This is a genomic window from Pseudoalteromonas sp. NZS100 (assembly GCF_015864815.1).
Classification (GTDB): Bacteria; Pseudomonadota; Gammaproteobacteria; order Enterobacterales; family Alteromonadaceae; genus Pseudoalteromonas; species Pseudoalteromonas distincta.
This window is the reverse complement of sequence record NZ_JADYWM010000009.1, coordinates 106,280-121,897: the sequence shown is the minus strand read 5'-3', so window position 1 is coordinate 121,897 and position 15,618 is coordinate 106,280. Positions and strand designations below refer to the sequence as shown.

Genomic DNA, 15,618 nt, shown 5'->3' with positions numbered 1-15,618 from the left:
TTGTATCTAGTTGTTCTAAATAAAAAATTTTTAACGACGTTATAGTGCAATTTAATTCGTTAAATTGATCAAAGATTTATGCAGGTTGGTATAAATTACAACAATGCTTTTAGTTTATATAACAAATCGTGCGCTTGGCGTGGCGATAAATTATCAGGGTCGATTGCGCTTAACTGCTCTTCAACTTCTGAAGGTGTACTTTGTGTAATTTCGTTATTAAAAGTAAAGGCTTGTTGTTCTGTATTTGGTGCAGTAACGCTTTGATGATTTTCAAGCAACTTAAGTTTTTGCTTTGCTTGTGCAATCACAGCTTTTGGCACTCCAGCAAGAGCGGCTACTTGTAAACCAAAGCTTTTACTTGCTGCACCGTCGAGAACTGTATGCATAAACGCAATCGTGTCATTATGCTCTATTGCATCAAGGTGTACGTTTACAAGGCCCGTAGTTTGCTCAGCAAGTTCTGTTAATTCAAAGTAGTGCGTAGCAAACAATGTTTTAGCAGATATTTTTGATGCTAAATGATCGGCTGTTGCATACGCAAGAGAGAGTCCATCGTAAGTACTTGTACCGCGACCAATCTCATCCATTAATACTAAAGACTGCGCAGTTGCATTATTTAAAATCGTTGCTGTTTCGGTCATTTCTACCATGAAGGTTGAACGCCCTGATGCTAAATCATCGCTTGCACCAATACGTGTAAATATGCGGTCGATATTACCAATTTTAGCGCTGTCAGCGGGTACATAACTGCCAATGTGAGCCATTAAAACAATAAGTGCCGTTTGGCGCATATAGGTTGATTTACCGCCCATGTTTGGACCGGTAATAATTAGCATTTTACGTTGGCTGTTTAATTCAACAGGGTTAGCAATAAACGGTTCTTTCATTACTTGTTCAACAACAGGGTGACGACCTTGCTTAATGCTTATATTGTCGTTATCGCACAATTCTGGTTTTGCATAATTGAGTGCGAATGCACGCTCAGCTAAATTGTTTAAAACGTCTAAATCGGCCAATGCTGCTGCCATCATTTGCAACTGCTCAATATGTGGAGCAATAAATCTAAACAGCTCCTCGTATAGTTGTTTTTCAAGCGCGAGAGCTTTTGATTGGCTACCGAGTACTTTATCCTCGTGCTCTTTAAGCTCAGGAATAATATAGCGTTCGTTATTTTTAAGTGTTTGGCGACGAATGTAGTCGGCTGGAACCAAGTGCGCATTAGCTCTACTTACTTCAATAAAAAAGCCATGTACGCGGTTATAACCGATTTTAAGCGTACTAATGCCCGTACGTTCGCGTTCACGCAGTTCTAATTGCTCAAGTACGTCGGTTGCACCTTTACTTAAGTTACGCCACTCATCAAGCTCACTATTATAACCTGGAGCAATAACACCACCGTCACGGATAAGTACCGGTGGGTTTTCTATCACAGCTCGTTCTAATAACGCTTGTAAATCAGGGAGTTCAGGCGAGTGCTTGATGATACCTGCTATACGAGGATCGTTAGCGTCAGCTAACAAAGTATGCAGTGGTGCAAGTGCTTGTAGCGCACTGCGCAGGCGAGTTAAATCACGCGGGCGTGCAGTACATAAAGCTAGGCGTGCAATAACACGCTCTACATCACCAATCTCTTTTAATGATTCGTGTAATTCACCGCAAAGCTGCGCATCTAAAATAGCGCTAATTGCATTTAAACGTGAATTTAGCTCGTCTTTATTACGAATTGGTGTATGAATACGGCGCTTAAGTAAGCGAGAACCCATTGGCGTTGCTGTTTTATCAAGTACTTGAGCAAGTGTATTTTCAAACCCGCCCGATAAATTAACAGTTAATTCTAAATTTTTACGGGTAGCGGCATCTAAAATAACAGCGTGTTCGTTGTGCTCAAGCGTAATTGCACGAATATGTGGCAGTGCAATACGTTGTGTATCTTTTACGTATTGCATTAGGCAACCTGCAGCAACAAGCGCGCTATGGGCTTTATCAACACCAAAGCCAACTAAATCTTTAGTACCAAACTGATCGCATAATAAGTGCTGAGCCGTATCTAAGTCGAACTCCCACTCTGGGCGACGGCGAGCACCTTTTATATGTTCAATTAAATGAACGTTTTCAAAGCTTTCGCTATACAGAAGTTCGGCTGGTGATAGGCGCTGAATAGTTGAGCTAAAGGCTTCGTCGGTATTTACCTCGACAATATTAAAACGACCAGAGTTAATGTCTAAATAAGCAATCCCGTATAAGCCTTTTTTACTTTGCCAAACGCTGGTAAGGAGATTGTCTTGTCGTTCTTGTAAAAGTGCTTCATCAGAAATTGTACCGGGTGTAACTATACGCACTACTTTACGATCAACAGGGCCTTTACTGGTTGCAGGGTCTCCCACTTGTTCGCAGATAGCGACTGATTCACCCATTTGGACTAGACGTGCTAAGTAGTTTTCTACCGCATGGTAAGGTACACCCGCCATAGGGATAGGATCGCCGCCAGCTTTACCACGATGAGTTTGCGAAATATCGAGTAATTGAGCGGCGCGTTTAGCGTCATCAAAAAAAAGTTCGTAAAAATCGCCCATACGATAAAACAATAAAATATCGCGATGCTCTGATTTTATTTTTAGATACTGCTGCATCATAGGGGTTTGTTGTTTTATAGTGTGTGGTGCATAAAGATCAAACGACATGTATTTACCCAAAGGCTGAATATGGAATTACATCAAGAGATTAAAACACTTGCTGCGCAATTAGGCGCTATTTTAACGGATAAATGCTTATGGATCACTACTGCTGAGTCATGTACTGGTGGCGGAGTGAGTTATGCGCTTACCGATACACCTGGAAGTTCAGCTTATATCGACCGTGCATTTGTCACTTATAGTAACCAAGCAAAGCAAGATTTGCTCAATGTTAGTGCTAGTACATTAAATCAATACGGTGCTGTGAGCGAGCAAACAGTCCATGAAATGGCAGTAGGTGCTATTAAAGCAACAAACGCTAATATATCGATAGCTGTATCGGGCATTGCAGGGCCTGGCGGGGCAACAGAAGGTAAACCTGTTGGACTTGTATGGTTTGGCATACAAATTAATGACAAAGTACTGACCTTTAAACAAATATTTACTGGTGATAGGGCTCAAGTAAGACTGCAAGCTATTGTATTTGCATTAAAAAGTGTAATAGATGAGATAAAATGAAAAAATTAGCTTGATACTGTGATTTCATACAGTATACTTGTTCGCATTAGCTGGATTGGAGAACAAAATGAACGATAACAAACAAAAAGCGTTAGACGCAGCACTATCACAAATTGAACGTCAATTTGGTAAAGGCTCAATTATGAAATTGGGTGATAACAAAGCGTTAAACATTGAATCTGTATCTACAGGTTCACTAGGTATTGATATTGCCTTAGGCATAGGTGGCTTACCTATGGGACGTATTGTTGAAGTGTATGGTCCTGAGTCATCTGGTAAAACAACGCTTACTTTACAAGTTATCGCAGAAGCTCAAAAAGAAGGTAAAACATGTGCCTTTATTGATGCTGAGCATGCTCTTGATCCTGTATATGCACAAAAACTAGGTGTAAATATTGATGACCTTTTTGTATCTCAACCTGATACAGGTGAGCAAGCACTAGAAATTTGTGACATGTTAGTACGTTCAAGCGCAGTAGACGTTGTTATTATTGACTCGGTTGCTGCACTTACACCAAAAGCTGAGATTGAAGGCGACATGGGCGACTCGCACATGGGCTTACAAGCACGTTTAATGTCACAGGCATTACGTAAGCTTACTGGTAATATTAAACGCTCTAACACGTTATGTATTTTCATTAACCAAATCCGTATGAAAATTGGTGTTATGTTTGGTAACCCAGAAACAACAACGGGTGGTAATGCACTTAAGTTTTACGCATCGGTACGTATTGATATTCGTCGTATTGGTTCTGTGAAAGAAGGTGATGAAGTTGTTGGTAACGAAACCCGCGTTAAAATTGTTAAAAACAAAGTAGCGCCGCCATTTAAACAAGCTGAATTTATCATCATGTATGGCGAAGGTATTTCTAAGCAAGGCGAGTTAATTGATTTAGGTGTTAAGCATAAAATTGTTGAAAAAGCAGGTGCTTGGTACAGTTACAGTGGCAACAAGGTTGGCCAAGGTAAATCTAACTCAATTAAGTTTTTGAAAGAAAACCCAGAAATTGCAGATGAGATCGAAGGTAAGTTACGCGAAATGCTTTTACTAAAAGCAACTATTGAACCTGAAGACGGTGAAGATAAGTTAGGCGACGATCCAGACCTTTAAACTGCACCCAAATGAGTTTTTAAGCTTGATTTGACCCGAGCTTTGAAAAGCGCTAATCAGTAATGATTAGCGCTTTTTTGTTATTAAAAACTTAAAGTAGATAAAATAAAAATCTACGATTACATAGCGCATGAGCAGGCACTACATTAGTAATTATTATACTAAATGAAGAGCAGAACGATCATACGCTATACGTTTCAATCAGGTAAAAGCATCCTCTAATAGTTAAGAATGCGCCCTAATTAAAATAGAACTTTAAAAGCGATAAGTTAAGCTAACTTTTCCGCTAATAGGAGAGCCATAAAAACCAACATTGGCTAAGCTAGTAATATGTTTTTCATCTGTGATGTTATCAATGTTAGCTTGAATTGATAAGTCTTCGCTAGCATCCCATCGAGCAAATGCGTTCATAAGTAAATAAGAATCCTGTTTAACATTACTGGCTATATTTTCTGTTTTAGATTGCCATTTCCCGGCTAAACCAAATTGAAACTCAGGTAGCTGAGGTAGCGTATAATCTAATGAAAAATTAACAACGTTTTCAGGCTCCCACTCATGAGAGCTATCGCCAGCATCATCATTAATATCTAAGTATGTATAAGCAAATACAGCGTTTAGATCATCAGTTATTTGTCCTGTTAATTCTAATTCAAAACCCTGCGTATCTTGATCGGCTCCTTTATAGTAAGTAAACCCAGATGCATTTAGCCCAGCATATGTTGCAATGTTATCTTGTTTTGCGCTAAATACTGCAAAGGTTGCAAGTAGGTGATCATCAAACCATTGAGTTTTAACACCTACTTCGTAATTAACACCTTTACTTGGATCTAAAAAGTTACCATCGTAGTCGTATTGTTCTTGTGGTTGATAAATATCGGAGTAGCTTACATACAAGTTAACATCATCATTAATTGCATACGTTGTTGCTAGGTAAGGGCTTACTTCACTCTCATTATTATCTATATCAACGCCTTGGCTAAATCCTGAGCGCTCATAATCAATAGCGTTAAAGCCTGCAATAACAAATAGGTCACTTGTTAGATTTAATTTAGTTGAACCAAAAAAACGCTTCAAAGTAACATCAATATCAGCATATTTAGTTTGCTCGCCCCAAATAGGTTCAGCGATTGCATCTAAAGCATATGGAAAAGCAGGAGCTAAACCATAAGCTTCTGTCGTTGCAGCATCGTAAGAGTTAGTAAAAGAGTAAGATGTGCTTTGTGAAATACTTCCACCAAGCATTAACTCATGCTCTTGACCAAACAAGCTATATTCACCTTTAGCCGTTATATCAAATAAGTCAGCTGAGAACTCTGTATCATACCGTCCAGGAATACTGACTAAACCTAAATTAGTTCCACTATCAAACATTCCATAAGGGTCATAAAGATAAAGTAATTTGCTTTGATCTTCTGAGTCTTGGTAATTATAAGTTGTTTTAATTTCCCAGTTATTATCAAATACATAAGTATATTCAATAAAAGCAGTGGTATTAAGAGTGTCCCATTTAGTCCATTCTTGAGTTGGGCTCGCACTTACGTCCCACTCTGCTTGCGTACCATCGGCATAAGATAGTGGCAAACCTCCCCACATTGTCCCATCTGTATTTGCATCTTGATATGAGGCACCGAATGAAAGTGTTGAATTACCAGTAAGCTGTCCGTCAATTACTGCAGAGAGGTAAGTGCGATCGTTTTCTAAGCCGTCTAGGTAGGAATCAGAATCCTCTGCGGCTGCAACAAATCGAGCTGCCCAACTGCCTGAGTCTGTTAATAAAAATGAATAATCTGCTTGCAATCGTTTTAAGCCATAAGAACCTACAGATATACCCACTTCACCTTCATTTTCATTTGTTGGGCGCTTTCGAACATAGTTAATAGTGCCCGCAGCATTACCTACACCTGTTAATTGCCCATTAGCACCACGAATAACTTCTATTTTTTCATAACCATAGCTTTCCATAGCACCAGTAACAAGACCCCAGTTATTAGGTAGACCAACACCATCTACTTGAGTACTTTTAATATCAAAACCACGAGATGTATATCTTGTGCGGTTAGTTTCACCTTGTTCTACAGTAATACCCGTAGCCATTTTCAATGCATCATTAATACTATTTGCTGCAAAGTTTTGAAGTTGTTCTGCGCCAATTACACTAATAGATTGTGGTGTTTCGTTAAGCTCCATAGTTAAACCGGTAGCACCTTTGCTAACGCGATCTTGGCGTACACCTACTATTAATATTTCTTCCATTTTTTCATTATTATTTTCAACTGTATTCTTAGTTTGTGTTTCTTGTGCTTGAGCTGAAAACCCCATGGCTAAAACTAATGAAGAAAGTGCAAAAGTACGATTGAGTTTCATGTTTTCCCTTAATTAATATTTAATATTATTTGAGTTTATTTAAATAGTTGGGACATTCTACTATTTAGAATTAACAAACTCAAACAAAAACAATTATCATTTGTAGGCGCGTTTGTGCTGTTTTAGGGGAAATTACTTAGTCTGTAAATAATATTATGATTAGGATAAACGATATGGCTTATAAAAATATGGTTGTTTTTTTAACTTAAATTGAATCATAAAAAAAGCGGCCTAGGCCGCTTTTTAAAGTAGTTAGCTTTTTAGCTGTTAAAAAGAGTATTTAACAGAAAACTGTAAGCGGTCTAAATCGCCATCAACGCCGCTTTCAGTTTCACGCTCAGCGTGCTTTAGCTCAGCACCAAAAGTTAGACGTTTAACCGGTGAGTATAGAATGTTAGCGCTATAGCTTTGGCTTGATTCAGTCGGATCACCAGAAATAGCTAATAAATCAGTGTTGTTATCAGCACTGAAGAATGAATATAAGAACGTTGAACGCCATTGGCTTGTCCACTTGTGCTGGTAAGCAACAAAACCAGAAGTCGAATCAATTGCATCTAGTTCATCGCCATTAAGTACTGCACCGTGAGCAACGTTTAAGCCTACGTAACGGCCTAAGCCTTTACCTTGAGTAAGCATAAACTTAAGGTTGTCTTCACCAAGGTTTATTTTACCCGATGCACTAATACCAAAAGAAGTTTCATCTGCATCAACACTGCCTACTTTATAAGTAAGTTGGCGAGCAAGCGCTGCAACCACAATGTTACCCCAATCGGCTTTGTGTGTGTAACGAGCTGTAAAGTCAGGCAATGATGCATCATCAGTTACTACCATACCGCTAGTAGTAGAAATTGTACTTTCTGGGTTTTCTAATGAAAACGACCATGCGCCAGTGGTGTATTTAATTTGCGATTGACGCACGAACACAGTGCCCTCAGCAGGGCCTACAAAATCAAGCGTTTCAGCAAGCGCCCCCACGTTTTGGAAGTTAGACCATGTTTGACCAAATAACCAACCATCGTAAGTCACAAAGGCATGGCGAATACGCGGGGCGTAAGAATTTGAAACTCGCTCATTACCGCCAGCAGCCGAGGCCAAAAAGTCAATTTCAATTTTAGTATTAACGGTTTTACCGTTATCCATAACAGTGGCTGTGCCAAAGTTAAAACGTGACTCACGAGCATGCATATCAAATACAGCATCTGAGCTGTTATCATCGCCAACTGTTAACGTACTTGGTACGTAAAAGTCACGACCTACGTTTGAGCCTGCAGGCGCACCCGCTGAATAATCACTCCACATAGAGTCTAGTTTAATGTATCCACCGTAAGTAAATTCCGTATCACCAATTTTTGCGGCAGTCGCTGCATAAGCAGTGCTTGATAGTGCACATAATACAGCGCTTGCTGCTAATGTTTTTAATGGGGTAAATTTCATTGTGGTGTCCTTTATAGGCTACTTGTTGTTTGTTGCTTTTTTTTTCATGTAAGGTTGTATTACTTGCTACTAGTATTACTTACGAATAAAAAAGGGTGTTAGTTTGGCTTTTCAATACACATATTGTTTTCATTCGTTAAATAAAGCTTTAGCAAGTAATACCGCAAATATCTTTATTAAAGTACACAAACACTTTTGAATATGTGCAATATTTACTCAATTACCTATTGGTCTATAAGACTAAGGTTTTAGAGTTGATTAGTTTGCATTTACTTACATTTAACGCGTTGTATTATTTATGTAAAAAAATTGAAAGCAGGTGGATTATAAACTACAAATGAGTAAATTGGAGTAGAGTACAACTAAGGTCTAATACTTAATAAAGTACTGCTGAGTAATCCTTGATAAAAGCTTAAGGCAAGTAATTTAAATGGAGACGAAGATGTCACAAAGTATCTATCCAGTTCCTGCGCATATTAAAGATGCGACTCTCATTGATAAAAATAAATATAATACGCTTTATAAGCAATCTATTGATGACCCTGAAAGTTTTTGGCGTGAGCATGGCAAACGCCTCGATTGGTCTACTCCTTACACTAAAGTTAAAAACACCTCTTTTGATAAAGGCCACATCAGTATTAAATGGTATGAAGATGGCTATTTAAATGCGTCTTACAACTGTATTGACCGCCACTTAAAAACGAAAGCAGACAAAATTGCGCTTATTTGGGAAGGTGATGACCCTTCTCAAAGTGAGAACATTACTTATCAAAAACTTCATGATGAAGTGGCTAAATTTGCCAATGGTTTAAAAAAACTGGGTGTACAAAAAGGTGACCGCGTAGCTATTTATATGCCAATGACCCCACAAGCGGTGTATGCAATGCAAGCTTGTGCACGTATTGGTGCTATTCATTCTGTTGTATTTGGTGGTTTTTCACCATCGGCTATTGCTGATCGTATTAGAGATTCTGGCGCTAAGGTTGTTATTACTTCTGATGAGGGACGCAGAGCAGGAAATTGTGTTCCATTAAAAGCAAATGTAGATGAAGCGGTAGCGCAAGAAACTGTAACCACAATTGAACACGTTATTGTGCACCAATTAACAGGCGGTGAAGTTGATTGGAATGAGCACGATATATGGTGGCACGAGCTAGTTGCTGACTTACCGGCACAGTGCGAGCCAGAGCCAATGAATGCTGAAGATCCTTTGTTTATATTGTATACATCAGGTTCTACTGGTCAGCCTAAAGGTGTTGTACATACTACAGGTGGCTACTTAGTTTACTCATCAATGACACATGAATACGTATTTGATTTGAAAGAAGATGATGTGTATTGGTGTAGTGCCGATGTCGGTTGGATCACAGGCCACAGTTACATTGCGTACGGGCCATTGGTAAACGGTTGTACTCAGGTTTTATTTGAAGGTGTCCCCACTTATCCAACTGCAGGGCGTATGGGCGAAGTAGTTGATAAACACGGTGTTACTATTTTATATACTGCCCCTACAGCAATTAGAGCACTAATGGCTAAAGGTGATGAGCCTACAGCTTCGTCACATCGCGATAGTTTACGTATTTTAGGTTCGGTAGGTGAGCCAATAAATCCAGAAGCGTGGACATGGTATTACGAGAGTATTGGTAAATCTAATTGCCCGATTGTTGATACATGGTGGCAAACGGAAACCGGTGGCATTATGATCACACCACTTCCGGGTGCTACTGATACAAAACCGGGTTCTGCAACACATCCATTTTTTGGTATTGCGCCTGCATTATTTGATGCTGAAGGTAATACACTCGAAGGTGCCGTAGATGGTAATTTAGTTATTTTAGATAGTTGGCCATCGCAAGCTCGAACTGTTTATGGCGACCATGAACGTTTTGAACAAACTTATTTTAGCGCCTACCCAGGGGTTTACTTTACAGGCGATGGTTGTCGTCGTGATGAAGACGGTTATTACTGGATCACAGGCCGTGTGGACGATGTACTTAATGTGTCTGGGCACCGCCTTGGTACTGCCGAAATTGAAAGTGCGTTAGTTGCGCATGAAGCGGTAGCAGAAGCTGCTGTTGTAGGTTACCCGCATGATATTAAAGGCCAAGGTATTTATGTTTACATTACGCCTAACGAAGGCATAACAGTAAGCGATGAATTAACTAAAGAGGTACGTAATTGGGTTCGTAAAGAGCTCAGCCCAATCGCATCTCCAGATATGATTCAATGGTCACCGGGTTTGCCAAAAACACGTTCAGGCAAGATTATGCGTCGTATTTTACGTAAAATCGCTGCAAATGAGCACCAACAACTCGGTGATACGTCAACGCTTGCCGATCCTTCAGTTGTCGATGAACTAATCGAGAACAGATTAAATCGTTAAATGTGCGTTAAAAACTTGATTACAAGTTGATTCTAAACGTAGTATATCGGCTGTCAGTAAAGGTTTTAAACCTAACTGGCAGCCGAATTTATTAGGAGTGAACCATGAGTCAGTTTTTAATAGCGGACGATCATCCGTTATTTCGTGAAGCACTAAAGGGCGCACTGAGCGCAAAATTTGAGGGTTTAGAGGTTTTTGAATCATCCGATTTTGACAGCACACTGCAAGTGTTAAGCGAGCAAGAGGATCTTGATATATTACTGCTAGACCTTCACATGCCAGGTAATGGTGATTTATATGGTCTTATTCGTATTAGAGAAGAATACCCAAGCTTACCTATTGCCGTTGTTTCGGGTAGTGAAGACGTGAACATCGTTTCTAAAGTAATGGGTTACGGCGCTATGGGTTTTATTCCTAAATCATCATCGTCTGATGATATTGCCAGTGCAATTAACCAAATACTTGAAGGCGATACATGGCTACCAAAAGAGCTAAAAAACAAAGTAGCTGAAATTGAAGGTGAAGATAGAGAAATAGCAGCGCAAGTTGCCTCATTAACGCCTCAACAATACCGAGTGCTGCAATATCTGCACGAAGGTTTACTTAATAAGCAAATTGCTTATGAACTACACATATCAGAAGCGACAGTAAAAGCACACATTACAGCCATATTTAGAAAACTCGGTGTGTACAATCGTACCCAAGCCGTTTTAATTGCCGCTAAATTAAAGCTCGAACCAATAGAGCAGGCATAATTTACATTTAAAAAGTTATTAGCTTATTTATGAGCAAAAAAATGCCAGCAACAATGCTGGCATTTTTTATATGTAGAATAATTAAGCAGTTGGATTAATGCTAAGAAAACACCACGGTTTTATTACCATTAATAAATAGCTTATGCTCTGAGGCAAGTTGAAGTGCTTTACAAAACACAGTCTTTTCAACATCTTTGCCCATTTTAGCCATCATTTCGGCGGTATTAGCATGTGTAACGCTGGTTACATCTTGCAAAATAATAGGACCTTCATCAAGCTCATTATTAACAAAGTGAGCGGTAGCACCAATAATTTTTACGCCGCGCTCAAATGCTTGATGATAAGGTTTAGCACCTATAAACGCAGGCAAAAATGAGTGATGAATATTAATTATTTTACCTTCAAATCGACCCACAAATTCAGGACTTAAAATACGCATGTATTTGGCAAGGCCAATAATGTCAGGATTGTAACTGGCAATTAAATCGCCTACCTTTTTATCATGCTCGCTACGGGTTAATCCTTCGTGCGATACAACATGAAATGGCACCCCAAACCCTTTAGCTAGCGGCTCTAAATCAGCATAGTTAGCAATTACAGCGAGTACTTCAATATTAAGAGTTTGTTCAAATTGCTTTAACAGCATACCACCTAAACAATGAGCTTCTTTAGTTGCCAGTAAAACTACTTTAGTTTTTGCGCCGCAATGTAGCGCAAGTTTAGCGCCTTGTGGCAACAATGCGCGTAGTTGATCTAAAAAGTCGCTTTGTGGCTCGCCTGTAAGCTCTGTACGCATAAAAAATCGCTGCGCGTCTTTATCTACAAATTCGTTGTTACGCGTAATGTTTAAATTATTTTTATGGCAAAGCCCTGTAATTTTAGCTATTAAGCCTACATCATCAGCACATTGGGTGGTTAGTATATAGCTCATTGTCCTCATTCTTACCCTGTAATTAATCCTTTCATTATTTGTGTTTTGGCACATAAAGCAAGGGCTTTGTGAACTAATCCAATATTAATCATGTTGTTGAGTGCAAAAGAGGTAATAAAGTTAAAAAGTATTGAATAGAGGTTAAAAAAAATGCCACCTAAGTTAACAAGGTGGCATTAATAAAAATTATCTAGGTTTGAGGTTAATTAACCCTTGGGCTCGGGAGATAAGTTTTCTTCTTGTCTTAAATACCCGGCAGCTTCTTCATCATCTTTCGCTATCGCTTGCTGAGTAGGTATAGCGCGCGTTTGTTGGTTTAGTTGATGTATTTGTGACGCATTACCTAAATCACGCTCACTGGTGATTGAGGCGATAGATTCGCGGTCTTTTAAGAATGCAATAACGTCTTTTTTGATTGCTTGTAATTGTCCTTCGTCTTTATGCATTTCCATAATGTGGCGAGGATGTTCAAGATTTTTCATACCTGTTGCAGCAAACGTAGTAGAAATAACACGAGAAACAATAATCCAAGGCGTTATGCTACTGCGCACTAAAGTATTTTCTGAGCGGGTGCTATCGTGAATACCAGTACCTGTTGATATTTTAGACTCAGTAAAAGTGCCTTCACATTTAAAGTACACAAGTAGTGACTCAAATTGCATTTCTGCAAAAAATAGATGCGCTGTGTTTGCAAGTAATTGCGCAAATGCTTTAATAAGTATGCCTATTAGCAATAAGTGAAAGCTTGTCATTAATAGCTCACTAAATTGAATGACATGTTGGTTATTAAATGCCTGTTTAAAGCTATTAATATTTGCCGCATCAATGTAATGGTAAATATTAATAAACGAATACGCTAAAAACACAGTAAATGCTAACGCTACAATATAAAGTAAGTTACCGCTCACCAAAGCAAGTAATCTCGCGAGTGTAAAGTTTTTACCTAAGTCCATTGAGTGCAGTTTAGGCTGAATCTCTTGGATCATTTCACCTTTAAAACCGCCTTTACCTTCTATTTGTTCTTGAAGCTTAGGGTCTAATTCTCTGTAAACTCTGTTAGGTACTTCTTTATAACGACGATTAGCCATTACTAGGTTATCGAGGTTTATGAAAATCTCGTCTGGATGAACAGACTCTTGCCAGTTTTCACGTAGTTCAGATACTTCAGCTGAAGGGGTAACTGAATTTAAACGCGCTTTAATCATGATAAAAGCAAGCGCACAGCTTAGAGTTGCTAATATAATAATTGCAATTAAGTACATTCCAGCATGAAGACTAGGCAGTTGCTCAAGCCAGCTATCTATTTCTTGTTTACTAATGTGCTGCTCTTTCATCAACCATGACATAGAAAGACCAATAGCGATGGGTAAAATAAAAGATAACGAAATAATTTTAGCAAGTGCACCAGTACCAAGTGCTTCAATATTCTTTTCTGCATTTCGAGAGATAGGTTTACCTGTAGAGCGCCAAGAAAAAAGCACGTAAAACATTAATATTGCACTATAGACCGGAAATGCTAATTCCCCAGCTTCACCGGTAAAGCCCGACAAAGATACGAATGCAACAAGGCCATAAGCAATAAGGGCGACAAAGGTGCTTACCCATGAGCCAAATAATCGCTGGGCAACATTTCGAATAGGATATGGTAGAAACAATAACTTAGGGATTAAGCTGTGAAGTAAGCGTGATAAAAAACCATTAGGCTCTTTAAATGTACTGTTTTTACGACCAACCAGCATTTCTTCAAGTGATTGCGCTGTGTAGGCTACTTCTTTTTGTTCTTCTTGAGCGGTTGATGCTTGCGATTTACTGTAGTTATAAGCAAGTGAAGTTGGGTGGTTTCTACCTACAAAGTATTTAAGTGTTGCATAAATACCTGACGATAGTGAGCGAATGCCGAATGCTAAAATAAGCATGCCAAACACCATTAAAATCCAACCTGCGGTTGTATCTTCTTTCACAGAGCCCGCAGCAATAACAAGTAAACTAATACCTGCTATAGACTCAATGAGTCCTCTTAATGCTGTTACTTTACCTTCCAGTTTGAAGGGGTTTTTTAGTCCAAGATCAATCGATCCATAATCAAAAGCCATTGAATTCTCCATTTAAACAGCACCCCAATTGCGGGGGACAAAGTGTAATTAATCTGAACTTAGGATAATAAATCTATCTCAAGTAGCTTTATTTTAGCGCTAAGTGCATCGAGTTTAATCGTAATAGACTTGTTGCTGGCGCGTAAGTTAGACCTACTTTTGCGAAAACCTAAATAGAATTATTAATATATATTAAGTATTTATAATTGTTGTTGGTTTTTTATTATATATCAATAATCTTGTTCAGTTTAAGGTTATTTTAAAGTGATACATTTTATATTCCGACGCATGCTTAAATATAACTGGAGGGTTAATGAAGCTAATTTATGTAGACGATAATTTACCAGGGATCACTCGTAAACTTAAACATAAAAGTTGGCTTTACTTTGATCCAATCGGTAAGCAAATAAAAGAGCAAAATGTGATTGATCGTTTGAATGGATTGGCATTTCCGCCTGCCTATAAAAACGCCTGGTTTTGCCCAGAAGAAAACGGACATATTTTAGCGACAGGATTTGATAGTAAGGGGCGAAAGCAATACCGCTACCATCCTGAATTTAGGGCGCAACAAGAAGCAAAAAAATACCAAGCATGTGGAGTATTTGGTAATAAACTCCCTTTGTTAAGAGCGCGTTTAGAAACAGACTTACAAGGCGATGAGCTTAATATTGAACGCACTTTAGCAGCAGTTGTAAGACTTATGGATTTAGGTGCGTTGAGGGTAGGTAACGAGCGTAACGTAAAGCAAAATAAAAGTTTTGGTGCTACAACATTACGAACACGCCATGCAAAACTCACGGATAAAAATATTCAGCTAAAATATCGTGCCAAATCAGGTAAAGAACGTGAAGTAAATATAACCGACAGGGTGCTTAGCCATGTTATAAAAGACTTACAAGATTTACCCGGGCAGCATTTATTTCAGTATATAAATGAAGGTGAGCGCACAAATGTTACATCAAGTGAAATAAATCAATACATTCAGCAAATAATGGGTGAGGAGTTTAGTGCAAAACACTTTAGAACTTGGCGAGCAAGCGTTATTGCATTCAAACAATTAGCTAAAGCTAAAGGGGCGCTTAGCTTAAAAAGCATGCTTGATAGCGTATCTGAGCAACTTGGTAATACTCCCGCTATAGCACGCAAATCTTATGTGCATCCCGATTTAATTACCCTGTGTAAAGAAGATGAAGATACTCAAACTGCGTGGAGAGAGTCCCTCTCATTACCACGAAAAACAAAGTACTTGAGTCGTTATGAACGTGGTTTTTTAGCTTTTTTAAAAGATTAATTGCCATAGCAACTTTACACACTTGAGCATATTAATTACATATTCTCTAGTTTAATTTATTAACG

Annotated in this window: 10 protein-coding genes; 5 read left to right on the top strand and 5 right to left on the bottom strand. The window is 38.7% G+C overall.

Going from position 1 to position 15,618, the window contains the following annotated elements; genetic code table 11:
• Positions 1 to 95: 95 nt before the first annotated feature.
• Positions 96 to 2,681, bottom strand: a complete 2,586-nt coding sequence (mutS, locus tag I6E69_RS11370) for a DNA mismatch repair protein MutS (RefSeq protein ID WP_197121282.1) — start codon at positions 2,679 to 2,681, stop codon at positions 96 to 98.
• A 21-nt stretch (positions 2,682 to 2,702) separates the two neighbouring features.
• Here mutS and I6E69_RS11365 point away from each other — a divergent pair, with 21 nt between their 5' ends.
• Together I6E69_RS11365 and recA are read left to right on the top strand one after the other, a co-directional pair.
• Positions 2,703 to 3,191 carry a CinA family protein gene (locus tag I6E69_RS11365; protein ID WP_002958953.1) on the top strand — a complete coding sequence of 163 codons (489 nt, stop codon included), beginning with the start codon at positions 2,703 to 2,705 and terminating at the stop codon, positions 3,189 to 3,191.
• Between the two features lie 67 nt (positions 3,192 to 3,258).
• Entirely contained in the window at positions 3,259 to 4,302 is a 1,044-nt protein-coding gene (gene recA / locus I6E69_RS11360) for a recombinase RecA (protein ID WP_002958952.1), read from the top strand.
• Between the two features lie 255 nt (positions 4,303 to 4,557).
• On the opposite strand, the gene I6E69_RS11355 is transcribed toward recA, so the two are convergent.
• Together I6E69_RS11355 and I6E69_RS11350 are read right to left on the bottom strand one after the other, a co-directional pair.
• Positions 4,558 to 6,666 carry a TonB-dependent siderophore receptor gene (locus I6E69_RS11355; protein ID WP_039486739.1) on the bottom strand — a complete coding sequence of 703 codons (2,109 nt, stop codon included), beginning with the start codon at positions 6,664 to 6,666 and terminating at the stop codon, positions 4,558 to 4,560.
• A gap of 267 nt (positions 6,667 to 6,933) precedes the next feature.
• On the bottom strand, positions 6,934 to 8,100 hold the full coding sequence (locus I6E69_RS11350; RefSeq protein ID WP_024600614.1) for a DcaP family trimeric outer membrane transporter: 1,167 nt from the start codon (positions 8,098 to 8,100) through the stop codon (positions 6,934 to 6,936).
• A gap of 442 nt (positions 8,101 to 8,542) precedes the next feature.
• On the opposite strand from I6E69_RS11350, the gene acs reads away from it, so the two are divergent.
• A complete protein-coding gene (gene acs, locus I6E69_RS11345; RefSeq protein ID WP_039486744.1) occupies positions 8,543 to 10,483 on the top strand; it encodes an acetate--CoA ligase in 1,941 nt (646 codons plus the stop codon).
• A gap of 104 nt (positions 10,484 to 10,587) precedes the next feature.
• Positions 10,588 to 11,238: a response regulator transcription factor gene (locus I6E69_RS11340; RefSeq protein WP_002958948.1), complete on the top strand. Its 651-nt coding sequence runs from the start codon at positions 10,588 to 10,590 to the stop codon at positions 11,236 to 11,238.
• Between the two features lie 100 nt (positions 11,239 to 11,338).
• On the opposite strand, the gene purU is transcribed toward I6E69_RS11340, so the two are convergent.
• Together purU and I6E69_RS11330 are read right to left on the bottom strand one after the other, a co-directional pair.
• The gene (gene purU / locus I6E69_RS11335; RefSeq protein ID WP_024597310.1) at positions 11,339 to 12,169 is read right to left on the bottom strand and encodes a formyltetrahydrofolate deformylase; all 831 of its coding nucleotides are present in this window, start codon (positions 12,167 to 12,169) and stop codon (positions 11,339 to 11,341) included.
• A 206-nt stretch (positions 12,170 to 12,375) separates the two neighbouring features.
• Positions 12,376 to 14,262 carry a hypothetical protein gene (locus tag I6E69_RS11330; RefSeq protein ID WP_197121281.1) on the bottom strand — a complete coding sequence of 629 codons (1,887 nt, stop codon included), beginning with the start codon at positions 14,260 to 14,262 and terminating at the stop codon, positions 12,376 to 12,378.
• Positions 14,263 to 14,575: 313 nt separating this feature from the next.
• Between I6E69_RS11330 and I6E69_RS11325 the strand changes: the two genes are divergently transcribed.
• Complete coding sequence (locus I6E69_RS11325) at positions 14,576 to 15,553, top strand: DNA topoisomerase IB (protein ID WP_197121280.1); 978 nt, start codon at positions 14,576 to 14,578, stop codon at positions 15,551 to 15,553.
• Positions 15,554 to 15,618 lie beyond the last annotated feature (65 nt).

Coding starts and splice junctions, on each gene's coding strand:
- acs (WP_039486744.1), top strand. CDS start 8,543: ATGTCACAAAGTATCTATCCAGTTCCTGCGCATATTAAAGATGCGACT.
- I6E69_RS11350 (WP_024600614.1), bottom strand. CDS start 8,100: ATGAAATTTACCCCATTAAAAACATTAGCAGCAAGCGCTGTATTATGT.
- I6E69_RS11325 (WP_197121280.1), top strand. CDS start 14,576: ATGAAGCTAATTTATGTAGACGATAATTTACCAGGGATCACTCGTAAA.
- I6E69_RS11365 (WP_002958953.1), top strand. CDS start 2,703: ATGGAATTACATCAAGAGATTAAAACACTTGCTGCGCAATTAGGCGCT.
- I6E69_RS11355 (WP_039486739.1), bottom strand. CDS start 6,666: ATGAAACTCAATCGTACTTTTGCACTTTCTTCATTAGTTTTAGCCATG.
- mutS (WP_197121282.1), bottom strand. CDS start 2,681: ATGTCGTTTGATCTTTATGCACCACACACTATAAAACAACAAACCCCT.
- purU (WP_024597310.1), bottom strand. CDS start 12,169: ATGAGCTATATACTAACCACCCAATGTGCTGATGATGTAGGCTTAATA.
- I6E69_RS11330 (WP_197121281.1), bottom strand. CDS start 14,262: ATGGCTTTTGATTATGGATCGATTGATCTTGGACTAAAAAACCCCTTC.
- I6E69_RS11340 (WP_002958948.1), top strand. CDS start 10,588: ATGAGTCAGTTTTTAATAGCGGACGATCATCCGTTATTTCGTGAAGCA.
- recA (WP_002958952.1), top strand. CDS start 3,259: ATGAACGATAACAAACAAAAAGCGTTAGACGCAGCACTATCACAAATT.